This window comes from Phytoactinopolyspora mesophila, assembly GCF_010122465.1.
In the GTDB taxonomy this organism is placed as follows: domain Bacteria; phylum Actinomycetota; class Actinomycetes; order Jiangellales; family Jiangellaceae; genus Phytoactinopolyspora; species Phytoactinopolyspora mesophila.
In genome coordinates this window covers 447,536-467,689 of the sequence record NZ_WLZY01000004.1, presented here as the reverse complement: position 1 = coordinate 467,689, position 20,154 = coordinate 447,536, and the positions used below count along the sequence as shown (strand labels likewise).

The following is a 20,154-nucleotide window of genomic DNA, read 5'->3' as shown; positions in this document are numbered from 1 at the left end:
CATGAACACTAGTGAACCAATACGGTCACACAGTGTTCATGATCATGGGCACGACGAGGCGCACCCACTCCTCGACCTCCTGCTCTCGGCGGCCCGCGGCGAGTTCCCACCCGCCGACGGGGCGTTCCAGGTCCTGCCAGCACTTGGCCACAGCCTGGAGTGCTCGGTCGCGTTCACCGGCCACGCCGTCATCGCCACGGACGCACCGGCCGCCTCGGTCGCTGCACACCAGCCCGATGGATTCGGGCGCTCGCTGGCCCCTGACTTCCTACGCTGGCTGGCCGGCACCCAGGGGGAGATCGGGACGATCGATGCCACTCTCGTCGCGGACGGGCGCGGGGGCGTTCCGCTCCCTGAACGACCGGACATGACCGCTCACCCGCGGGTGCGCCATGCCGCTCGCCTGCGTCACGATGTCCGGGTCTACGGTGACGAACGCGGCCTGGTGACTTTGGCCAGCGGTCTTGCCGGACGGCGCGAGCTCAGTATCGAGACCGAACCTGAAGGTCGCGGCCAAGGTTGGGGCCGGTCGCTGCTCAACGACGCTCTCGGCCTCGTTCCGCCCGGTGAACCGGTATTCGCCGCGGTCTCACCGGGCAACGCACGATCCCTGCGCGCATTCCTCGCCGTCGGCTTCCGGCCGATCGGCAGTGAGGTCATCGTCCGCCCGAGACGATGACCTGGGGCCGGGACAACGACATCCGCGGTTGCGAAGCCAACTTCGCTGCGTGAGCGCTCGTCGTCGCGTACGGTAGCGGCACGGGGGCTTGAAGGGGGTGTCTGCCATATGACTGAACAGTCCAGCTGGAGCCACCTGAAGCACAGCGCACCGGACTTCGCGGCTCGGGCCCGCTCCATCATCCGCCAATGGGGGTTCGTGTACGCCGGCACTATCCGGCCAGACGGAGCGCCACGCATCAGTCCCATCGAGGCGCACCTGGTAGAGGGTCATCTGGTCCTCGTGCTCATTCCGCAGTCGCTCAAGGCGCTCGATGTCGCGCGGGATCCTCGCCTCGTGTTGCAGTCCCCCATCGTCAACGCCGACGAACCGGAAACCGAACTCAAGATCCGCGGCCGGGCGTATGTGCTTCCTGACGACGAACTCCGGGACTCCATCGCGGACGCTATCGAGGACAGACGCGGCTGGCGACCCGTGTCGTGGCACGTCGCCACCGTCTCTCTCGACCTTGTCTCGATGATGGAATGGCGAGCCGGGGACCTCACGCTCACTCGCTGGGACCCGCGCCATGGGCTGCGCGGCCCCGAAGCACGCAGATTCGACCCGCAACGAGGCGCCTACGTCACCGACTGAGGTGTAGAACACTGGTGTCGAGTCCGCCCGAAGGGATCGCCCCATGTCTATGAGCCCGTCCAGCATCGTTTCGCCCGGCAGCGCATCGGTGCCTGAGAGGGCAACGGTGGTGATAGTCGGGGGCGGCGTCATGGGCGCCAGCATCGCCTTCCACCTGGCCGAGGCCGGAGTGAAAGACGTCGTCCTGCTCGAACGCAGCGAATTGGGCAGCGGCAGCTCCGGCAAACCGATCGGCGGCGTGCGCGCCCAGTTCTCCGATCCCCTCAACATCGAACTCGGCGCCCGCAGCTTACGTGCCTTCCAAGACTTCCCTCGCCGCCCCGGCCGCGACATCAAACTCGACAACGTCGGCTACCTGTTCCTGCTCACCACTGACGACCACGTGAGCGCGTTCGAGGACAGCGTCGCCATCCAGAACCGCCTGGGGGTGCCGAGCCGGCTGATGAGCCCGGATGAAGCCCACCAGCTGTGCCCATATGTGACAACCGAGGGTCTGCTGGCCGCGGTCTTCTCGCCCGACGACGGCCACGCCCGGCCCACGCTCGTCATCGAGGGCTACGCCCAGGCCGCCGCGCGGGAAGGCGTGTGCATCATGCCCCAAACCAGCGTCGTCGGCATGGACACTCATGGCGACGACATCACCGCGGTCCATACGTCGCGCGGCACCATCCGATGCTCCACGGTGATCTGTGCGGCAGGCGCATGGTCCGCGCGGATCGGCGAGATGGCCGGCGTCGACCTGCCGGTGCGGCCGTTCCGCCGGCAGATCGCGTTCACCGTGCCGCTGCGACCCGCGGCACCGCGCATCCCGTTCACGATCGACTTCGACTCCAGCGGCTACTTCCACAACAGCGACGACGGCCTCCTGTTCGGCTTGGCCGACCCAAGGGAGAACTCCGGATTCGACACCGGCTGGACCCCAGGCTGGATGGAGCTGTTCCGCCAGGCGATGCGGCGGCGTGCTCCAGAGCTGGCCGACATGGCCATCGCGAACGGCTGGGCCGGGTTGTACGAGGTCACGCCTGATCACAATGCGCTCATCGGGCGCGCGTCGTCGCCGGAGAACTTCCTGTACGCCACCGGATTCTCCGGGCATGGCTTTCTGCAGGCACCGGCCGTCGGCGAGATCGTCCGTGACCTCTATCTGGACCGCACCCCGCCGGTCGACGTCACACCACTCAGCGGCGAACGCTTCGCGGCAGGCGCCACGACCCGCCCTGAGTCACACGTCGTCTGAGGACGCGTCAGCCGACCGAGCCGTGGGAGCGATCGGCTGCCGGTCGAGTGGCGTGGACAACACCATGGAGCTCGACGGCCGCCCGTACACACTCAGCCGGTCGATCAGCGCCTCGAACGTCTCCACCGATTCGGCCACCACCCGAAGGATGCTGCACACGTCCCCCGTGACCCGGTGTATCTCCTGAATTTCGGGCCAGCGCTTCACCTCCGGGTCACGGAGCACACAGCGCGGCCCGTAGCAGGACAGCCGGATAAACGCGCTGATCGCCCATCCCACGGACGCGGTGTTCACATGTGCGTGGTAGCCCGCGATGACGCCCGACTCTTCGAGCCGGCGGACCCGTTCGGCCACGGCCGGCGGCGACAGGTGCACGCGCCGGGAAAGCTCGTTGTACGAGAGCCGCGCGTCGTCCTGGAGCTCGCGCAGGATCGCCCAGTCCATCTCGTCTGCCATGAGGTCCTTTCATTCACAAAGTGATCTACGAGGATACGCCGAGAATCAACGGCGAGGTGCCCGCAGTGCCGTTGATCCGGCATTCCATCGGATCTTCAACCTCGCGATGATGGTGTATATAGGAGGAGAGGGCGCATGAACACGACACGAAGCAAGCCAGCGCTCCGGCCGCTGTCGGAACAGGAACGCGCCGAGCGCGCCGCTGAATCCGCCGGTACCCCGAATCTGGACTTCACCGGAGAGGTGCCCTACGACGCCTACGTGCACGCAAGCACGCTGCACAGCCTTCAGCAGACGCTGAGCGACGAGCCCGGCGAGATGTCCTTTCTGATGATCTCCCAAGTCATGGAGCTCTACTTCAAGCTCATCTGTTTCGAGTTGCTCGAAACCAGGCGGCTGCTGCGTGATGACGACGCGTGGCGGGCTATCCAGCCGCTACACAGAGCAGCTCTGCATCTCACCGGCCTGACCGCGAGCTGGCAAAGCCTGCGCTGGATGACGCCCACCGACTTCAACCGGTTCCGCGACCTGCTGGGTGAAGGCTCCGGATTCCAATCCGCGATGTACCGGCATCTGGAGTTCCTGCTCGGCTTGAAGACAGCGTCCCTGGTCCGGCCGTTCAAGCGGCAGCCCGAGGTCCATGAGGAGCTGATCGAAACGCTTGAGCAGCCGAGCGTCTGGGACGACACGACGGCGCTGCTGGCGAGGAACGGTTACGCCATCCCCGATGAGGTGCTCGAACGCGACGTCACCGTCGAGCACGAACCACATCCGGCCGTCGAAGACGCGTGGGTCGAGATCTACCGGAATGACACCCCGGACAACCACCTCCGGTTGCTCGGCGAGGCGCTGACGGAGGTGGCCGAACAGTTCAACGAATGGCGACACCAACACCTTCGCGCCGTCCACCGATCCATGGGAGCCAAGGCCGGAAGCGGCGGTTCGGACGGCATCAAATGGCTGGAACGTAGTCTGGCCAGGGTGGTCTTCCCGGAGCTGTGGTCCGCCCGCACCAAGATGTGACGAGGAGACACAACAGCGATGAACGCTGCCCTGCCGGCCACTGAAGAGGCCGCCCGCGCCGCCGATGCCGACGATCCCGGATGGCGCGACCATTTCGTCGTCCCGCCCGCTGAAGGCGGGCACTACGCCGAGGCTGCGTATTTGGTCGGGAACTCCCTTGGACTACAGCCGAAGGCCGCGCCGTCCATGGTGCTCGACGAGCTGGACAGCTGGGCGAAGCGCGGGGTGGAAGGTTTCTTCGAAGGAGACCGGCCATGGCTGCCGAATCCACAGCAGCTGGCCGAGTCCGCCGCGCGGCTCGTCGGCGCCCTGCCGCGGGAGACCGTCGTCATGAACAGCCTGACGGTGAATCTGCACTTGCTGATGGTGTCGTTCTATCGCCCGCATGGCGAAAGAACCCGGATCCTGATCGAAGACACCGCGTTCCCGTCGGACAGCTACGCCGTGCGCAGCCAAGCCCGATTCCATGGGCTGGACCCGGACCAAGCAGTGGTCCGCCTGCGCGCGCGAACCGGTGAGCAGCACCTGCGCACCGAGGACATCGTGGATCTCCTCGCCCGTGAAGGGCACACGTACGCCCTGGTCTTGCTCGGCGGAGTCAATTACCAGACCGGGCAGTTGATGGACATCCCCGCCATCACACGCGCCGGCCAGGCGGCCGGGGCCGTGGTCGGCTGGGATCTGGCTCACGCGGCCGGCAACGTCCCGCTGCATCTGCACGACTGGGGTGTCGACTTCGCCGCCTGGTGTACCTACAAGTACCTCAACTCCGGCCCTGGCGCGCCGGGTGCGGCGTTCATCCACGAGCGCCACCTGCGCAATCGCGACCTGCAACGTTTCGAAGGGTGGTGGGGCACGGACGTCCAGACACGATTCCTGATGGAGCCGGTCTCCCAGCCTCCGGAGTCGGCCGATGCCTGGCAGATCTCGACGCCGTGCGCCCTCGCGCTCGCCCCGATGCGGGCTGCCCTGGACGTGTTCGACAAAGCGGGCATGGCGACGCTACGTGAACGCAGCCTGCGGTTGACCGGCTATCTGGCCGGGCTCATCGAAGAGATCACTCCAGGCCGGCCGATCACGATGATCACGCCGCACGACCCAGCGCAGCGGGGCAGTCAGCTGTCACTGCGCGTGACAGAGGGTACGGCCGGCGAACTCGTTCGGCGCCTGCGGTCCGGACACGGCGTCATGACCGACGCCCGCGAACCGGACGTGGTCCGCGTCGCTCCTGCCGCGCTGTATTCGACGTACCACGACTGCTGGCGTTTCGCCGACGCCCTCACGCACGTCTTCCCCTCCAAATGATCATGTTTGGTGGGTTTCCCCGGGCGGCGACAGGCCTGCAGGCATGGTGACGCGCGAGAGAACCCCCCAAACATGATCATTTGGGGGACGGCCTAGCCGGTGGGGTTGAAGGCGAGGCTGACGCCGTTCGTGGCGCCCTGGCTAGCCCGGCCGGTCTCGGGCCAGCGACTCGTGACCACCTTGGACCGGGTGAAGAAGTGCACGCCGTCGGCACCGTAGGCATGGCTGTCCCCGAACAACGACGCCTTCCAGCCGCCGAAGGAATAGAACGCGACTGGGACCGGGATCGGCACATTGACGCCCACCATGCCGACCTCGACCTCGCTCTGGTAGCGGCGTGCGGCGCCGCCGTCGTTGGTGAAGATCGCCGTGCCGTTGCCGTATCGGTTCCGGTTGACCAGATCCAGCGCGTCGTCGTAGGAAGCGACCCGCAGCACCGACAGCACCGGACCGAAGATCTCGTCGGTGTAGATCGACATGTCGGGCGTGACCCGGTCGAACAGCGTCGGCCCGAGCCAGAAGCCGTCCGCCGCGCCTTCGATCGGGTGTTTCCGGCCATCGACGACGAGGTCCGCTCCCGCGGCTACCCCTGCGTCCAAGTACGACGCCACCCTGTCCCGGTGCGACCGGGTGATCAGCGGCCCCATGTCGCATGCCTGCCGGCCGTCACCGACCCGCAGGCCACTGATCCGCTCCCGGATCTTGGCTACCAGCTGGTCGGCCACCGGCTCCACCACCACCAGCGCGCTCACCGCCATACACCGCTCGCCCGCCGATCCGAAGCCGGCGTTGACCGCTGCGTCGGCCGCGAGATCGAGGTCCGCGTCCGGCAACACGACCATGTGGTTCTTCGCACCGCCGAGCGCCTGGACCCGTTTGCCGTTCCGAGTGGCCGTCTCGTAGACGTACTGGGCAACCGGCGTAGAGCCGACGAACGAGACCGCCCTGACGTCGTCATGACGCAGTAACTGATCGACGGCCTCTTTGTCGCCGTGCACCACGTTGAAGACGCCGTCGGGTAGTCCGGCTTCAGCCCACAGCTCGGCCAGGAGCAAGCTGGCCGACGGGTCCCGCTCACTCGGCTTGAGCACAACGGTGTTGCCGCAGGCAATCGCGATGGGCACGAACCACAGGGGAACCATGGCCGGGAAATTGAACGGAGAGATGACCGCAACGACGCCAAGCGGCTGCCGCAGCGAGTACACGTCCAGGTTCGTCGAGGCGTTCTCGCTGAAGCCGCCTTTGAGCAGGTGCGGAATACCGCAGGCGAACTCGGCCACCTCGAGCCCGCGCTGCACCTCGCCGGCGGCATCCGACAACACTTTGCCGTGTTCGGCCGTGATGACGGCGGCGACTTCGTCCACCCGTTCAGCGAGCAGTTCACGGAAACGGAACAGCACCGCGCTGCGCTTGGCCAGGGACGCACGTCGCCAGCTGACCGCGGCCCGCGACGCAGCGTCGACGGCTTGGTCGACGTCGACGGCGGAGGCAAGCAGCACATCACCGCTGACCTCACCCGTGGCCGGGTCGAACACCGGCCCGGTGCGCTCGGACGAGCCCTCCCAGGGCTTGCCCTCCACCCAGTGGACGATCTTGCCGCCGTGGTTCATCCGCGCAGCTCCCGATCACTCTGTTCCAGGGCAGTGAGCAATTTCTGCAGTCCTTCGTCGGCCTCGGCATCGGTCAGCGTCATGGGTGGCGCCAGCCGAACGACGTTGCCGTGCAGGCCGCCCTTGCCCACCAGCAGGCCGGCGGCCTTCGCTGCTTCGAGAACCAGGCCGGCCGCCCGCGGCGACGGTGTCAGTGTGCCCGGCTCGACCATCTCGATGCCGAGCATCAGGCCCTTGCCCCGGACGTCACCGATCAGCCGATACTTCTCCGCAGCTGCCCGCAGAGCCGTCAGCAGATGGCTTCCCTGCTTGGCGGCGTTCGCCTGGAGGTCGTGCTCCAGAAGGTACTCGAGCGTGGCCCGGGCACCGGCTGTAGACAGCGGGTTTCCGCCGAAGGTGGAGATGGAGTTGACGTTGACGCTGTCGACGAGGTCCGCTCGGGCGACGACGCCGCCAATCGACAACCCATTGCCCAGGCCTTTGGCGAAGGTCATGACATCGGGCACGACGCCGTGCGCGCTGATCCCCCAGAAGTGGTCGCCGGTGCGGCCCCAACCGGTCTGCACCTCGTCCGAGATCAGCGGGATGCCGTACTCGTCGAGCACCTCCTTGAAGGCGCCGTAGAGCCCGTCGGGCGGCATGGTGAACCCGCCGACGCCCTGAATCGGCTCCACGATCATGCAGGCGATGTCGCCAGCCGTCGTCGTCTCGATCACGTCGCGAAGATCGGCGGTGCAAGCTCGGATGTAGTCGGCGTCGCTCAGCTCAGCGAACGGACTGCGGTACCGGTAGCCGCCGTGGACATAGCTGACGTTGATCGGGCTGAGGCTCGACGCCGACCAGCCGCGGTTCCCAGTGATCGCCATCGTGGCGAAGGCCCGCCCGTGGTACGAGTTGCGCAGCGCCAGTACCTGATGGGACCGGCGGGCCTGGGTCGTGAACAGCAGTGCCGCCTCGTTGGCTTCAGTGCCACTGGTGGTGAAGAACACCTTGGCGTCCGGGATACCGGACAGCTCAGCGATCCGCTCGGCCAGAGCCACTTGTTCCCGGATCAGGTAGAGGGTGGAGGTGTGCAGCACGCCGGTATCCACCTGGCGCCGGATGGCGTCGCTGATCTCGGCCATGTCGTAGCCGATGGCGTTGGTCAGGATGCCGGCGAAGAAGTCCAGGTAGGTCCGGCCTTCGGCGTCGGTCACATGGCGGCCCGCGCCGCTGACGATCTCGATCGGCTCCTCGTAATAGAGGGCCATCCAATCCGGCAAGACCGCCCGGTGACGCTTCAGCAGCGATTCGTCTGGCATCTCCAGCACGCCCTTTCTGTGGTGTGTATCTCTATGCAATACCTCGGCAGCTCTCACGTGAACCGACGATGCGTAAGGATGTCACGCCTTATGCTTATGGTCCGTAAAGATCGCCGAAGGACCGCCATGTTGCCCACTGTCGCCGAAGTCCTTGCGCTGCCCGCGATGCGCCGCGGCGCGCCTCAGGTGGTCGCCGGCAGCAACGGACTGACCAAGAGCGTGCGCTGGGCGCACTCGGCCGAGCTGTCTGACATCGCGCATCTGTTGCGGGGCGGGGAATTGCTGATGACCACCGGCATCGCGTTGCCGAGCGACGACACCGAGCTGGCCGGCTACGCCAATGGGCTGGCCTCTGTCGGCGTCAGTGGGCTGGTGGTGGAGCTGGGTCGCCGGTGGCGCTCAGCGCTTCCGCCCGCCCTCGTCGACGCCTGTGATCACGCCGGCCTGCCACTCATCACGTTGAGCCGCGAGGCGGCATTCGTCACCATCACCCAGGCCGTCGGGGAACTCGTCGTCGATTCCCAGCTCGAAGAGCTGCGCACCACCGAACGGGTACACGAGACCTTCACCGAGCTCAGCGTCGCCGGCGCCGGCATCAGCGAGATCCTTGCCGAGGTCGCCCGCCTCTCCGGCTTGCCGGTGATCCTCGAATCCATCAAACACCAGGTTCTCGGCTACGACGCGGCCCACGAACCGGCCCGGGAGCTACTCGCCGAGTGGGCCAAACGCTCCCGCGCGGTCGAGTCGACTGAGCGCACCACATACCACCAGCCCGAGGGCTGGCTGGTGACCATCGTCGGTGCCCGCGGCGACAACTGGGGCCGGCTCGTGCTGGTCTCACCGGAGCCGCCACCACGCCGCCATCTCGTCCTGCTCGAACGGGCGGCTTCCACGCTGGCGCTGCATCGGCTGCTGGCGCGGGACCGGGAGAGCCTCGAACGCCAGACCCATCGGACGCTCCTCGCCGCGCTCTCCACTTCGACACCGCCGGACGCGGATGTGGTGGACCGGTGCGCCGATGCCGGAGTCCCCCTACACGCCCGAAAGCTGATCGGCCTGGCCGTTCTACCCCATGCCGGCGACGCCGCGCCGCCGGCCACCCTCACCGCGCAGGAACTGGTCCGCGATCTCGCCGAAGCCACCGCGGGAGCGGCACGCACCAGCCGAGTTGCCGCGCTCGTCGCTGTGACCAGTGACAATGTCGTCGGTTGCCTCTTGTCTTTGTCACCCACCGATGACGATCGAGCTCTGGTGGACAGCTTCGCCGCCGACATCCACCGTGCGGCGATCGAGTTGCCTCGCGGGCTGCCAGTTCTCGTCGCCGCCGGCACACCGGTCGACGGAGCGGGCATGGCGTGGCGCACGCTCACCGAAGCACGGCAGGTGGCCTCGGCGGCCGGGCGCACGTCGGCGAATCGGTCATGTCACCGGCTGCACGACGTCCATCTGCGCGGACTGCTACACGTGATGATCGACGACGAGCGGTTGACTGCCTTCACAGAACGCGAACTGGCGGCTCTGAACACTCACGACAACAAGCACGGCGGCACGCTCCTGGCTTCGCTGCGCACGTTCGTCGACCACGGCGGCAACAAGACCGCTGCCGCTGCCGCATCTCACCTGTCGCGGCCGGCCTACTACGAGCGGCTGGCCCGCATCGAGCGCATTCTCAACGTGGACCTCTCTGACCCAGAGACCGTCACGTCCCTGCACGTGGCCATCCTTGCCCAGGAGATTCTTGGTCGCCAGCTTTGATACCAAGAACGTCGCGTGAAGCGATTCAAGCAGCGTCAGCGTTCAGTTCCTGGTATCGAAGAGCTCTCGGCTCACTCGACACCGGTGTCTTCCGGCGTCCCGCGAGCCAACATGGCCAGCACGTCAAGGGCATGGCTCAAAGCCTCGGGTGGCGGGGAGGCCAGGGCCAGCCGCACCGCGTTCGGCGCATGGCCGGCCCCCACGGTGAACGCCGCGGCAGGTGTGATCGCGATGCCGCGACGAGCGGCGGCTGCCACGAAGGTCTCCGCCCGCCACTGCCCAGGGAGCTTCCACCAGCAGTGATAGGCGTGCGGGTCGGCGGCGATATCGAACCCATCCAGCCGTTGCGCCGCGCTCTGCTGGCGCGCGGCGGCATCCCGGCGTTTTAACTCCTGGACAGTGGCCGCCGTGCCGTCGTCAACCCACCGGGTAGCCGCGGCCAGGGCGAATCGTTGGGCCATCCAGCCGCCCGAACGCAGCGCCGCTGCGATGCGCTCGCGCAGTTCGGCGCTCTCCGTGACGACGAATCCGACCGTCAGGCCGGGCGCAAGACGCTTGGAGAGGCTATCGACGACGACGACGCGCTCCGGGGCCAGGCCGGCCAGCGGCGGCAGGTCTTCACGCAGGAACCCGTAGATGGAATCCTCAATGACCGGGATGTCCAGCCTGTGCAACGTGTCCACGAGTTCCGAGCGTCGTCGGCTTGGCATCGTGCTGCCGAGCGGGTTGTGAAGCGTGGGCTGCAGGTAGACCGCACGAAGCGGCCTGGCGTGGTGGGCGGACTCCAGTGCGTCCGGAACCATTCCATACTCATCGACGGCGATCGGCACCAACGAGATGCCTAACCTCGCCGCGATGCCTTTGACGACCGGATAGGTCAGCGCTTCAACCGCCAGCCGCTCGCCGACCGGGACGAGCGCGGCGGCCACCGCTGCGATTGCCTGGCGGCCGTTACCGGCGAAGAGGACTTGACTGGCCCCAGGCGCCCAACCGGCCCGGGCGAGCAGAGAGATGGCCGCGTCCCGCGCGGGCGCCGTGCCAGCCGCACCGACGGGAACCAAACTGGACGCAAGCGCATCGGGCCGCAGTCCGCGCCCAATCCCCTCGGCCATCAAGCTGGGCTGCTCCGGCAGGATCGAGAAGTTCAACTCCAGGTCCACTCCCGCTCCGCCGGGTTCGCTGAGCGCTGGCGCCACATCCGGCGTGCCGGCCTTGACGTAGGTGCCACGGCCGACCTCGCCGACCACCAGTCCGCGCCGGATCAGTTCGCTGTACACGCGGACGGCGGTCGAATTCGCGATTCCGTGCTCTCGGGCGAACCGGCGCTGGGGCGGCAGCCGATCGCCTGGCCGCAGCCGTCCGGCCAGGATGTCCTCCGCCACGGCATCGGCGACGCTCCGATAGTCAGGCATTCCCATCACCCAGAATTGCACCGAGTGCATTTCTTCAATTGCACCGACATATTGCACCGATTAACATCGAGGCGTCAACCTGGAACCTCAACGAGGACGGCCACGACGTGAGCGTAATGAGACTCGGCGAGCTGACCTTCGGCTACGAGGAGACCGGCACCGGCACCGCGCTGGTGCTTGTACACGGCCATCCTTTCGACCGGTCGATGTGGCGCCCGCAGATCGAGCATTTCAGCAGGCGCGGCTGGCGGGTGATCGCGCCGGACCTCCGAGGTTACGGGGAATCCACCGTTGTACCAGGTAAGACCACGCTGGAGACGTTCGCCCGGGACATCTCCGGCTTGCTCGACCGGCTCGGTGTACAGAGTTTCGTGCTCGGCGGATTGTCCATGGGCGGGCAAATCGCCATGGAGATCCACCGGCTGTTCCCGGACCGCGTGCGCGGGCTAGTCCTCGCCGACACGTCGGCCGTCGCCGAGACAGCGGACGGTAAGGTCGCCCGTCACCAGACCGCCGACCGGCTGCTGCGCAAAGGTATGAGTCACTACGCGGACGAGGCACTGCCGAAGATGTTGTCACCGCAGAACATCAAGACCATGCCGGACGTGGCCGCCCACGTCGCCAGCATGATGAAGAACACCTCACCGGAGGGCGCCGCGGCAGCGCTTCGGGGCCGGGCAGAACGTCCCGACTACCTCCCTGAGCTGCCGTTGGTTGCGGTGCCGGCGCTCGTCATCGTCGGAAGTGACGACGAGTTCACGCCAGTGAGTGATGCCGAACTCATCCACGAGCTGATCCCTGACGCACGCCTCGGTGTGATCGACGGAGCAGCACATATGCCGAACCTCGAGCGCCCGGCCGAGTTCAACTCCCTGGTGGAGCAGTTCCTCGAGAGAATCCCGGCTCCGGCCGCCACGGAAGGACGCACCTGATGATCACCGCCGATACCACCGTCCTAGTTACCGGCGCCAGCTCCGGCTTCGGCGCCGCTATCACCCGGCGATTCGCCGAGGCCGGCACCAGGGTGATCGCCTGCGCCCGCCGCTCGGAGCGGCTCGCCGAGGTGATCTCGGGGCTGGGACCACGGGTGCTGGCGGTCGAATTGGACGTGCGCGAACGGGAGTCCGTCGAACGCGCACTTGGCTCACTTCCGGACCAGTTCGCCGAGATCGACATCCTGGTGAACAACGCCGGGCTGGCCAAGGGCCTCGAGCCGGCGCAGGAAGCTGACCTCGAGAACTGGAAACAGATGATCGACACCAACTGCAGCGGGCTGCTGTACTGCACACGTGCCGTGCTGCCCGGGATGGTGGCTCGCGGGCGAGGACACGTCATCAACGTGGGATCTATCGCCGGCACATATCCGTACCCAGGGTCGAACGTGTACGGCGCCAGCAAGGCTTTCGTGCACCAGCTCAGCCTCAACCTACGTAGCGACCTGCACGGCACCGGAGTGCGCGTGACATGCGTCGAACCCGGCCTGAGTGGCGGCACCGAGTTCTCGACCGTGCGCTTCGACGGCGACGAGCAGAAGGCGCAGGCGGTCTACTCAGGCACACGACCACTGGAATCAGAGGATGTGGCCGAGGCCGTGTACTGGACCGCATCGCAGCCCGCTCACGTCAACATCAACGTCATCGAGATGATGCCCACGGTGCAGAGCTTCGCGCCGTTCCAGGTCCACCGCCCCGCCTGACCCAAGCTAGATGATCATGTTTGGTGGGTTTTCTCGTGCATCAATAGGCCTGCAGGCATGGTGACCCTCGAGAAAACCCACCAAACATGATCATCTAGCTGGGTGGAGTCTGGGCTCGGGGGTGCGACGACGCGGGAGGGAGGAGCGTGCCGTCGAGCACCGTGACGGCCTGACCGGTCAGCTCTACACGGTCGCCGACGACGAGCGTGTGCACCACACCACCGCGGGCCGAAGCCTGCAGGCCCACGAGATCCGGCCGGCCCAGCCGCTCTGCCCAGAACGGTCCCAGCGCCGTATGCGCGCTGCCGGTCACTGGATCTTCGGCCACCCCTACCGCCGGCGCGAAGAACCGCGACACATAGTCATGACCGCCGGACGGATCCTTCGCTGACGCAGTGACGATAACGCCTCGCACCCCTTCGCGCCGGGTGATGGCCTCCAACTCGGTGATGTTAGGCGCCAGCCCCCGGACTGCGGCCTCGTCCGCGAGGATCACGAGCACGTCGCGGAGCGTCCCGGTGGAGTAGACCGCGTCCGGCGCCACACCAAGCGCCTCGGCCAGGCCGGCCGGCTCAGTGACGAGAGTGCTGGTCGCGGCCGGGAAATCGAGGGTGATGCGACCGTCAGCAGCGACCCGTGCTCCTAGGATTCCGCTGCGACTTCTGAAGCTGACCTGGTCCGCCACACGCGCGTCAGCCTTCAGCGCGTGCACCGTTGCCAGGGTGGCGTGGCCGCACAAATTGACCTCGGCGGCCGGCGTGAACCACCGCAATGCCCAGTCAGCCTCGACGGAGCCCACGAGAGGGAAGGCGAAGGCCGTCTCGGAGAGATTCATCTCCGCCGCGATATCGCGCATCCACTGTTCGTCCGGCCAATCCTCGGCGTCGAGCAGTACGACGGCCGCGGGATTGCCGGCGAAGGCCCGATCAGTGAAGGCATCGATCACTCTGACGCGAACTGCCGTACGGTCGACCATGCGGGCCAGCCTAAACCGGGCCCGGGCTGCTCAGCAGTGCCACTTGCCGTTTGCTGGCCCGGTCCGGCTCCGGCCGGCCACCTCAAGCGGGTGCGGGGAAGACGCTCTGCTCACCGGGCTGGGCTACGCCGCTCGAGCATGACGGTGTCTCGCCACACACCGTGCTGCTGGGCAATCCGCTCACGCACCCCAAGGGTGCGAAAACCAGCACTGTGGTGCAGCGCCAGGCTGGCCCGGTTCTCCGGGAAGATCGACGTCTGCAGTGTCCAGAGCCCGCCCTCGTCAGCCGCTAGAACCTGTCGGCGCAACAACGCGCGCCCGACGCCGCGGCCACGGGAACCGGCACCCACGTAGACCGACGTCTCGGCGACGCCCGCGTAGCAGCTGCGTGCCGACACCCGGCTGGCCGCGGCCCAGCCGACAACCTGTCCGTCGGCTTCGGCGACCCATCGATGTCCAGCCAGCCAGGCGGCGTCCAGGGTCTCGACGGCGGGCACCTCGGTCTCGAAGGTCGCTTCTCCGGTAGCCACACCTTCGGCGTAGATTCGCTGGACCGCCGGCCAGTCGGCCGCCTGAAGAGCACGAACGTCGACACCGGCCGGAATGTCATCCGGGCAGCACGGCAGTGGCGACAGCACACCCATCACGACGTCCGCCGCGTGCGGCAGCCCAGTGCAGCATGCCGCGTTGACGGTGACCAGGGTGGTGGTGCCTTCCTTTCGCAGCAGCACGAACCCCACCTCCGCCAGCTTGCGGACGTGATGGGAGCAGGTGGACTGGCTGATGCCGAGAGCCTCGGTCAATTCGCCCACCGTGACCGGGCCCCCTGCCGTGGCCACCGCGTGCAGCAATCGGACCCTGGTGGGCTCCGCGAGGCATGCGAACCACTCGGCATAGGTGGCCGCGTCATCTGCGGCGAGCGCTTGCGGCGGCGCCTGAATCGTCACCCCTACATCATCGACCAAAATCGATGGTTGCGTCAATCGATCGGCGTCGATAAACTCCTCTCAATTCATCGACACGCATCGATAAAGGAGTCTGGATGGATACGGATACCCAGCCGGTCGTCGTGGTAGGCGCGGGACCCACCGGTCTGGCCGCGGCCGCTCATCTACTCGAACGTGGCATAGAACCGCTGGTCCTGGAGGCCGGTTCGACGGCCGGCGCTGCCGTAGCGCAGTGGCATCACGTCCGCCTGTTCTCACCATGGTCGGAGTTACTGGACCCCGCTGCGACGCGGCTGCTGGAGGCACACGGCTGGCAGCGGCCCGATCCCCGTACCTACCCCACCGGAGCGGATTGGGCAGCCCACTACCTGCAACCACTCGCGGCGGCGCTCGGCAACCGGGTGCGCTTCCACACCAGAGTCACGGGCGTCGCCCGGAGAGGACGCGACCGCGTGGTCGACGCTGATCGCGAATCCGAACCGCTCACCGTGCACGCCGTAGCCGAAGATCAAGAGCACCGCCTGACCGCACGCGCCGTCGTGGATGCCTCCGGCACCTGGACGACACCCAATCCCCTGGGCGGCGACGGGCTGCCTGCCCTCGGCGAAGAGCAGGCACGGTCTCAGATCACCTACCGGGTCCCGGATCTCTCCGACCCGCGGACCCGGGAACGTTATGCCGGCAGGCGGATCGCCGTCGCCGGCAGCGGGCACTCAGCGCTCACCGCGCTGGTTGCGCTAGCCGGAATCGCCGACGAGCATCCCGGCACGGAGATCTGGTGGTTGCTCCGCCGCGGCGCGGTGGGCAACGTCTTCGGCGGAGGAGAGGCCGACCAACTCCCGGCTCGCGGAGCGCTCGGCCAGCGCGCCAAAGCAGCCGCCGCGGCCGGCCACATCCGCACCGTGACGGGGTTCCGCACGGCAGCGGTGCGATCCATGCCGGAAGGCCGCGTCGTCCTCGAGTCCTTCGACGGGCAGCACACGGAACCACTGGACGAGGTGATCGCCCTGACGGGTTTCCGCCCGGACCTTTCATGGCTTTCCGAGATCAGACTGGATCTTGATCCGGTTTTGCAAGCGCCACGGGCACTCGCTCCGCTGATCGACCCGAATGTGCATTCTTGTGGGACGGTCTACCCGCATGGCGCTGCCGAACTGGCCCAGCCCGAACCTGGCGTGTATCTGGTCGGCATGAAGAGCTACGGGCGTGCTCCCACGTTTCTCGCGTTGACCGGTTACGAACAAGTCCGTTCGGTAGTGGCGGCCGTCGCCGGAGATCACGATGCGGCCTCCCGGGTAGAGCTGACCTTGCCCGAAACCGGGGTGTGTAGCGGCGCCGGGGTACTCGACGAGCCGTCCGAACCGGAGTCAGCGGGTTGCTGCGGACCGGCCAGCGACATCGACCTGTCACTGACGGTTTCCACCCCCTGAGAGCCTGGCTCACCATTGATCACTCGATCCAGCGGGCCCTCACCCTGTTCACGGTCTCCGCGGCGCTGAACGACCTCCCGATCGCATAGGGTGGCCGAGACTCCGGCCACCCTGCACGGCCGGGATTCAGGCGACGACGCTCTCCCGGCGGGCGCCGAGGAACAGGTGAAATCGAATGAGATTCGGGCCACCAGCCGGCCGCTGGTTCCTGGTGCTGGCCCTCGTCGTCGTCAGCCTGAATCTTCGCGGGCCGATCGTGGCGGTGTCGCCAGTCCTCGAGGACATTCAGCGCGATCTCGAGATCACCGCCGGGTCTGCCGGACTCCTCACCTCGATCCCGGTACTCTGTTTCGCCGCGGTGTCGCCGCTGGTAGCCGTCTTCGCCCGTCGACTCGGCGTCGACCTGACCATCACCATCAGCCTCGTCGTACTCGCCGTGGGCGTCGCGATCCGGCCGTGGGCCGGTTTCGGCCTGCTCGTCGCCGGAACCATCATGATCGGAGCGGCGATCGCCGTCGGGAATGTGCTGATCCCAGTCCTGGTCCGCCGTGACTTTCCGGAGCGGCCCGGACCGCTCTTGTCCGCTTCCACCACCTCGTTGATCATCAGCGCCACGATCCCGGCGGTGCTCACCGCACCACTTGCCTCGGTGATCGGGTGGCGCGCGGCATTGGCGATCTGGGCTTGTCTGGTAGTTGTCGCCCTGGCCATCTGGTCGGCTGCCACCCAGACCAACCGGCAGCACCAGGTGAGCCCAACGACTCCTGAGCATGACGCTCCTACGGCCAGAACCCCACCGAAACCGGTGTGGCGAAACCGCTCCGCCTGGGAACTCGGCCTGTTCTTCGGGATTCAGTCGTTCCTGTTCTATGCCGCCACGGCGTGGCTGCCGACCATGCTGCGCGATGCTGGCGGCCTCGACGCCACAGCGGCCGGAACGGCCCTTTCGGTCTTTCAGCTAATCGGCATCGCCGGCGCCATTGCCGTGCCGGTGTTGATCCGCAGGCGGGAAGTTCGCTACACCGTCGTAGTGGTGCTGTCGGTGTTGTGGGTGATCTTCTTGGCCGGCCTTCTCGTGGCACCACAGGCCTGGCCCGTGCTTTGTGCCCTCGGCGGCCTCGCACAAGGCGGATGTCTCGCCATGGGCCTGAGCCTCATCGCGCTCCGTTCCACAACCAGTGACGCCGCGCGCAGGGTTTCTGCCATGGTGCAGACCGTCGCGTACTGCTTCAGCGCTCCGGGACCGGTGGTGATCGGTGGGATCTCGATGACGACCAACGGATGGACAACGCCGTTTTCGATGCTGATCGCCCTTTCGATCGCCTGCGGCGTGCTCGGCATCCGAGCTGCCTCGCCTCGGTCCATCATGTGAACCACCCGTGTCCACACCGCGCAGCTCAGGCCCCGGCCGCTGCGGCTGCCCGGCCGGCTACCCGGCCGGTGAAAAGGCAGCCGCCGAGAAAGGTTCCTTCGAGCGCACGGTATCCGTGCATTCCCCCGCCGCCGAATCCCGCGGCTTCGCCGGCGGCGTAGAGACCCGGCACCGGTGATCCGGATTCGCCGAGCACCCGGGCCGACAGGTCGGTGTGCAGGCCACCCAGGGTCTTCCGGGTGAGTATTGACAACTTGACGGCAACGAGCGGTCCGGCGTCGGGGTCCAGCAGGGCATGTGGTGGCACCACGCGCACCAGCCGGTCGCCGACGTACCGGCGGGCCGCGCGGATCGCCGCGAGCTGAGCGTCCTTGCCGAGCCCGGCCCGGAATTGGCCGTCTCGCCCGGCGATCTCCCGTTCTAGGACACCAGCCTCGATGAGCGGCTCGTCAGTACGTTCGTTCATCCCTTCGACCAGTTCCGAGACCGTGTTCCGGATCACGAAGTCGGCACCACGACGCAAGAACTCGCCAACCGGCCCGGTCATCACCGACCCCCGGCGCTCCAGCACTCCGCGAATGTCGCGTCCGGTGAGGTCGGGATTCTGTTCGGAGCCGGACAGCGCGAACTCCTTGCTGGCGATCCGGCGATTGAGAACGAGCCAGGAATGGCCGTGGCCACTGCGGGCGATGTGTCCTACCGCCGCGAGCGTGTCGTAGCCGGGATAGATCGGAAACGGCAGCCGTCGCCCACGCGCATCGACCCACATGGGCGAGGGCCCGGACAGCAGCCGGATACCGTGGTTGCTCCAGACAGGGGCATAGTTGGTGAGCCCTTCCGGGTAATGCCACATCCGATCCGGGTTGATGATCTGCCCGCCGGCTGCCTCGGCCACACCGAGCATCCGGCCGTCGACGTGATCGGGGACGCCGGACAGCATCCGGGCCGGTGGCTGTCCGCACCATGAGGGCCAGTTCTGCCGGACCAGGTCGGCATTTGCCCCGATGCCGCCAGCCGCCACGATCACCGCGGGCGCCCGGATCTCGAACTCGCCGACGACGTCCCGGGAGCTGGGTGCGCCTCGCTCCGCTGTGCTGGGTGCCAGCACCTCCCCGCGCACGCCATGAACCGCGCCCCCGTCGAGGATGAGCTCGCCGACGCGATGCCGGTACCGGGTAGTCACGCGTCCGTCGTCCTCGGCAGCACTCAGCCGGCGGAGGAATGGCTCGAGTACGCCCGGCCCCGTCCCCCAGGTCACATGGAACCGAGGCACCGAGTTCCCCGGGCCATCGGCGTGGCCGCCACCGCGCTCGGCCCATTGCACGATGGGGAACAAGCTGACGCCCTCGGAGCGCAACCAAGCGCGCTTCTCGCCGCCGGCGAACTCGACGTAGGCACGCGCCCACTCCGTCGGCCAGTAGTCCTCCGGACGGTCGAATCCGGCGGTGCCGAGCCAGTCTCGCCAGGCCAGCTCGACCGAGTCACGGATGCCGAGCCGACGCTGTTCCGGGGAATTGACCATGAACAGCCCACCGAACGACCAGTGCGCCTGACCGCCGAGCGAGGCCGCGGGCTCCTGGTCGACCAGGGCGACGCGCCGGCCGGCATCCACCAGCTCCGCCGTCGCGACCAAGCCGGCCAGGCCGGCACCGACTACCACCACATCGGCCTCATACGACATCGGCAGGTCACCTCCCGGACTACGTTGCTGGGAGCCTATAACCCCCGAATACTCTCGGTGATCGTGAGCGGATTTTTGCTGTTCAGCTGAGATGCTACCTGCGGTTTTGTGCCACAGTTACCTCAAAAATCCGCTCACGATCACCGAGAAGGTCAACCGGAGGTGCGGGGGCGCACCGCCGCAGTCAACGGCCGGTCGAAGATCAGGTGTGTCTGCGCGTGACCCACCTCAGGGCGAGTCGCCAGCTGGTCCATGATGATCCGCTGTAGGTCCGCGCTGTCGGAGACCGCCACGTGCAGGAAGAAGTCTTCCGGGCCCGAGACGTTGTACAGGGCGAGTGTCTCAGGCAAGGCGAGAACCGCGGCGGTGAACACCTCCACGAGATCACGGCGGTGTGGCCGCAACCGGATGGCGATGAAGGCCTGCAGCCCGCGCCCGACAGCGGCGGGGTCCACCACGGCCTTCACCCCCGAGATCACACCCGCGGCCCGGAGCCTTCGCACTCGTTCGTGGCACGACGAGGTCGGCAGGCCGACCCGATCGGCGAGAGCCTTGTTGGTGATCGAAGCGTCGTCCTGGAGAATGGCCAAAATTCGCCAATCAACCGGATCCAGAGTCACTGATTCAGACATGCACCGGAC

18 protein-coding genes are annotated in these 20,154 nt (G+C 67.1%); 10 read left to right on the top strand and 8 right to left on the bottom strand.

What is annotated here, in order from left to right; translation table 11 throughout:
- The first annotated feature begins 1 nt into the window (after nt 1).
- The 3 genes from F7O44_RS14510 to F7O44_RS14500 all read left to right on the top strand — a co-directional run bounded on the left by F7O44_RS14510 (nt 2) and on the right by F7O44_RS14500 (nt 2,549).
- Nucleotides 2–679, top strand: a complete 678-nt coding sequence (locus F7O44_RS14510) for a hypothetical protein (RefSeq protein ID WP_174255928.1) — start codon at nt 2–4, stop codon at nt 677–679.
- A gap of 108 nt (nt 680–787) precedes the next feature.
- On the top strand, nt 788–1,312 hold the full coding sequence (locus tag F7O44_RS14505) for a pyridoxamine 5'-phosphate oxidase family protein (protein WP_162450945.1): 525 nt from the start codon (nt 788–790) through the stop codon (nt 1,310–1,312).
- Nucleotides 1,313–1,361: 49 nt separating this feature from the next.
- On the top strand, nt 1,362–2,549 hold the full coding sequence (locus tag F7O44_RS14500) for an FAD-dependent oxidoreductase (RefSeq protein ID WP_162451054.1): 1,188 nt from the start codon (nt 1,362–1,364) through the stop codon (nt 2,547–2,549).
- On the opposite strand, the gene F7O44_RS14495 is transcribed toward F7O44_RS14500, so the two are convergent.
- A complete protein-coding gene (locus F7O44_RS14495) occupies nt 2,535–3,005 on the bottom strand; it encodes an Lrp/AsnC family transcriptional regulator (protein WP_162450944.1) in 471 nt (156 codons plus the stop codon). The genes F7O44_RS14500 and F7O44_RS14495 overlap by 15 nt on opposite strands.
- 135 nt (nt 3,006–3,140) lie before the next feature.
- On the opposite strand from F7O44_RS14495, the gene F7O44_RS14490 reads away from it, so the two are divergent.
- Both F7O44_RS14490 and kynU read left to right on the top strand, forming a co-directional pair.
- Nucleotides 3,141–4,028, top strand: coding sequence for a tryptophan 2,3-dioxygenase (locus F7O44_RS14490; RefSeq protein ID WP_162450943.1), 888 nt, complete (start codon nt 3,141–3,143; stop codon nt 4,026–4,028).
- Nucleotides 4,029–4,046: 18 nt separating this feature from the next.
- Nucleotides 4,047–5,333: a kynureninase gene (gene kynU / locus F7O44_RS14485; RefSeq protein WP_162450942.1), complete on the top strand. Its 1,287-nt coding sequence runs from the start codon at nt 4,047–4,049 to the stop codon at nt 5,331–5,333.
- A gap of 92 nt (nt 5,334–5,425) precedes the next feature.
- Here the strand turns inward: kynU and F7O44_RS14480 are convergent, their stop codons facing one another.
- Nucleotides 5,426–6,943, bottom strand: coding sequence for a CoA-acylating methylmalonate-semialdehyde dehydrogenase (locus tag F7O44_RS14480; protein WP_162450941.1), 1,518 nt, complete (start codon nt 6,941–6,943; stop codon nt 5,426–5,428).
- Nucleotides 6,940–8,244 carry an aspartate aminotransferase family protein gene (locus F7O44_RS14475; protein ID WP_162451053.1) on the bottom strand — a complete coding sequence of 435 codons (1,305 nt, stop codon included), beginning with the start codon at nt 8,242–8,244 and terminating at the stop codon, nt 6,940–6,942. The genes F7O44_RS14480 and F7O44_RS14475 overlap by 4 nt, the downstream gene beginning before the upstream one ends.
- Before the next feature lie 126 nt (nt 8,245–8,370).
- On the opposite strand from F7O44_RS14475, the gene F7O44_RS14470 reads away from it, so the two are divergent.
- On the top strand, nt 8,371–9,999 hold the full coding sequence (locus F7O44_RS14470) for a PucR family transcriptional regulator (protein WP_162450940.1): 1,629 nt from the start codon (nt 8,371–8,373) through the stop codon (nt 9,997–9,999).
- Between the two features lie 71 nt (nt 10,000–10,070).
- Here F7O44_RS14470 and F7O44_RS14465 read toward each other — a convergent pair whose 3' ends face one another.
- Nucleotides 10,071–11,411 carry an aminotransferase-like domain-containing protein gene (locus tag F7O44_RS14465; protein ID WP_162450939.1) on the bottom strand — a complete coding sequence of 447 codons (1,341 nt, stop codon included), beginning with the start codon at nt 11,409–11,411 and terminating at the stop codon, nt 10,071–10,073.
- A gap of 116 nt (nt 11,412–11,527) precedes the next feature.
- On the opposite strand from F7O44_RS14465, the gene F7O44_RS14460 reads away from it, so the two are divergent.
- Both F7O44_RS14460 and F7O44_RS14455 read left to right on the top strand, forming a co-directional pair.
- On the top strand, nt 11,528–12,343 hold the full coding sequence (locus tag F7O44_RS14460; protein WP_162451052.1) for an alpha/beta fold hydrolase: 816 nt from the start codon (nt 11,528–11,530) through the stop codon (nt 12,341–12,343).
- The gene (locus F7O44_RS14455; RefSeq protein ID WP_162450938.1) at nt 12,343–13,107 is read left to right on the top strand and encodes an SDR family oxidoreductase; all 765 of its coding nucleotides are present in this window, start codon (nt 12,343–12,345) and stop codon (nt 13,105–13,107) included. Before F7O44_RS14460 ends, F7O44_RS14455 begins: the two co-directional genes overlap by 1 nt.
- A gap of 94 nt (nt 13,108–13,201) precedes the next feature.
- On the opposite strand, the gene F7O44_RS14450 is transcribed toward F7O44_RS14455, so the two are convergent.
- Both F7O44_RS14450 and F7O44_RS14445 read right to left on the bottom strand, forming a co-directional pair.
- Nucleotides 13,202–14,083, bottom strand: coding sequence for a PhzF family phenazine biosynthesis protein (locus tag F7O44_RS14450; protein ID WP_174255927.1), 882 nt, complete (start codon nt 14,081–14,083; stop codon nt 13,202–13,204).
- Nucleotides 14,084–14,193: 110 nt separating this feature from the next.
- A complete protein-coding gene (locus F7O44_RS14445) occupies nt 14,194–15,030 on the bottom strand; it encodes a metalloregulator ArsR/SmtB family transcription factor (protein ID WP_162450937.1) in 837 nt (278 codons plus the stop codon).
- A 95-nt stretch (nt 15,031–15,125) separates the two neighbouring features.
- Between F7O44_RS14445 and F7O44_RS14440 the strand changes: the two genes are divergently transcribed.
- Together F7O44_RS14440 and F7O44_RS14435 are read left to right on the top strand one after the other, a co-directional pair.
- Nucleotides 15,126–16,460: an FAD-dependent oxidoreductase gene (locus tag F7O44_RS14440; protein WP_162450936.1), complete on the top strand. Its 1,335-nt coding sequence runs from the start codon at nt 15,126–15,128 to the stop codon at nt 16,458–16,460.
- Nucleotides 16,461–16,635: 175 nt separating this feature from the next.
- A complete protein-coding gene (locus tag F7O44_RS14435; RefSeq protein WP_162450935.1) occupies nt 16,636–17,832 on the top strand; it encodes an MFS transporter in 1,197 nt (398 codons plus the stop codon).
- Nucleotides 17,833–17,857: 25 nt separating this feature from the next.
- Here F7O44_RS14435 and F7O44_RS14430 read toward each other — a convergent pair whose 3' ends face one another.
- Both F7O44_RS14430 and F7O44_RS14425 read right to left on the bottom strand, forming a co-directional pair.
- Nucleotides 17,858–19,513: an FAD-binding dehydrogenase gene (locus tag F7O44_RS14430; protein ID WP_162450934.1), complete on the bottom strand. Its 1,656-nt coding sequence runs from the start codon at nt 19,511–19,513 to the stop codon at nt 17,858–17,860.
- A 152-nt stretch (nt 19,514–19,665) separates the two neighbouring features.
- Nucleotides 19,666–20,145: an Lrp/AsnC family transcriptional regulator gene (locus tag F7O44_RS14425; RefSeq protein ID WP_162450933.1), complete on the bottom strand. Its 480-nt coding sequence runs from the start codon at nt 20,143–20,145 to the stop codon at nt 19,666–19,668.
- Nucleotides 20,146–20,154: the final 9 nt, after the last annotated feature.

Coding starts and splice junctions, on each gene's coding strand:
- F7O44_RS14435 (WP_162450935.1), top strand. CDS start 16,636: ATGAGATTCGGGCCACCAGCCGGCCGCTGGTTCCTGGTGCTGGCCCTC.
- F7O44_RS14465 (WP_162450939.1), bottom strand. CDS start 11,411: ATGCCTGACTATCGGAGCGTCGCCGATGCCGTGGCGGAGGACATCCTG.
- F7O44_RS14490 (WP_162450943.1), top strand. CDS start 3,141: ATGAACACGACACGAAGCAAGCCAGCGCTCCGGCCGCTGTCGGAACAG.
- F7O44_RS14430 (WP_162450934.1), bottom strand. CDS start 19,513: ATGTCGTATGAGGCCGATGTGGTGGTAGTCGGTGCCGGCCTGGCCGGC.
- F7O44_RS14440 (WP_162450936.1), top strand. CDS start 15,126: ATGGATACGGATACCCAGCCGGTCGTCGTGGTAGGCGCGGGACCCACC.
- F7O44_RS14495 (WP_162450944.1), bottom strand. CDS start 3,005: ATGGCAGACGAGATGGACTGGGCGATCCTGCGCGAGCTCCAGGACGAC.
- F7O44_RS14425 (WP_162450933.1), bottom strand. CDS start 20,145: ATGTCTGAATCAGTGACTCTGGATCCGGTTGATTGGCGAATTTTGGCC.
- F7O44_RS14455 (WP_162450938.1), top strand. CDS start 12,343: ATGATCACCGCCGATACCACCGTCCTAGTTACCGGCGCCAGCTCCGGC.
- F7O44_RS14450 (WP_174255927.1), bottom strand. CDS start 14,083: ATGGTCGACCGTACGGCAGTTCGCGTCAGAGTGATCGATGCCTTCACT.
- kynU (WP_162450942.1), top strand. CDS start 4,047: ATGAACGCTGCCCTGCCGGCCACTGAAGAGGCCGCCCGCGCCGCCGAT.
- F7O44_RS14510 (WP_174255928.1), top strand. CDS start 2: ATGAACACTAGTGAACCAATACGGTCACACAGTGTTCATGATCATGGG.
- F7O44_RS14475 (WP_162451053.1), bottom strand. CDS start 8,244: ATGCCAGACGAATCGCTGCTGAAGCGTCACCGGGCGGTCTTGCCGGAT.
- F7O44_RS14500 (WP_162451054.1), top strand. CDS start 1,362: ATGAGCCCGTCCAGCATCGTTTCGCCCGGCAGCGCATCGGTGCCTGAG.
- F7O44_RS14505 (WP_162450945.1), top strand. CDS start 788: ATGACTGAACAGTCCAGCTGGAGCCACCTGAAGCACAGCGCACCGGAC.
- F7O44_RS14470 (WP_162450940.1), top strand. CDS start 8,371: ATGTTGCCCACTGTCGCCGAAGTCCTTGCGCTGCCCGCGATGCGCCGC.
- F7O44_RS14460 (WP_162451052.1), top strand. CDS start 11,528: ATGAGACTCGGCGAGCTGACCTTCGGCTACGAGGAGACCGGCACCGGC.
- F7O44_RS14480 (WP_162450941.1), bottom strand. CDS start 6,943: ATGAACCACGGCGGCAAGATCGTCCACTGGGTGGAGGGCAAGCCCTGG.